Raw genomic sequence first — 286 nt, 5'->3', positions numbered from 1 at the left:
GTGTATAAGAGACAGGACTACTCGGGTATCTAATCCTGTTTGCTCCCCACGCTTTCGCGCCTCAGTGTCAGTATCGAGCCAGGTAGTCGCCTTCGCCACTGGTGTTCCTTCAGATATCTACGCATTTCACCGCTACACCTGAAATTCCACTACCCTCTCTCGTACTCTAGCTACTCAGTATTGGCTGACCACCCCAGGTTAAGCCCAGGAATTTCACATCTGTCTTGCATGGCCGCCTGCGCACGCTTTACGCCCAGTAATTCCGATTAACGCTTGCACCCTACGT

1 rRNA gene is annotated in these 286 nt (G+C 52.1%); it reads right to left on the bottom strand.

The window, feature by feature from the left end:
* A 16S ribosomal RNA gene (locus ACTHSL_RS13460) occupies positions 1 to 286 on the bottom strand; the annotation flags it as partial.

The organism is Neisseria sp. P0008.S010 (assembly GCF_051962715.1).
Classification (GTDB): domain Bacteria; phylum Pseudomonadota; class Gammaproteobacteria; order Burkholderiales; family Neisseriaceae; genus Neisseria; species Neisseria elongata.
The sequence above is the reverse complement of the archived record's forward strand: the minus strand, read 5'-3'. Positions and strand labels throughout refer to the sequence as shown.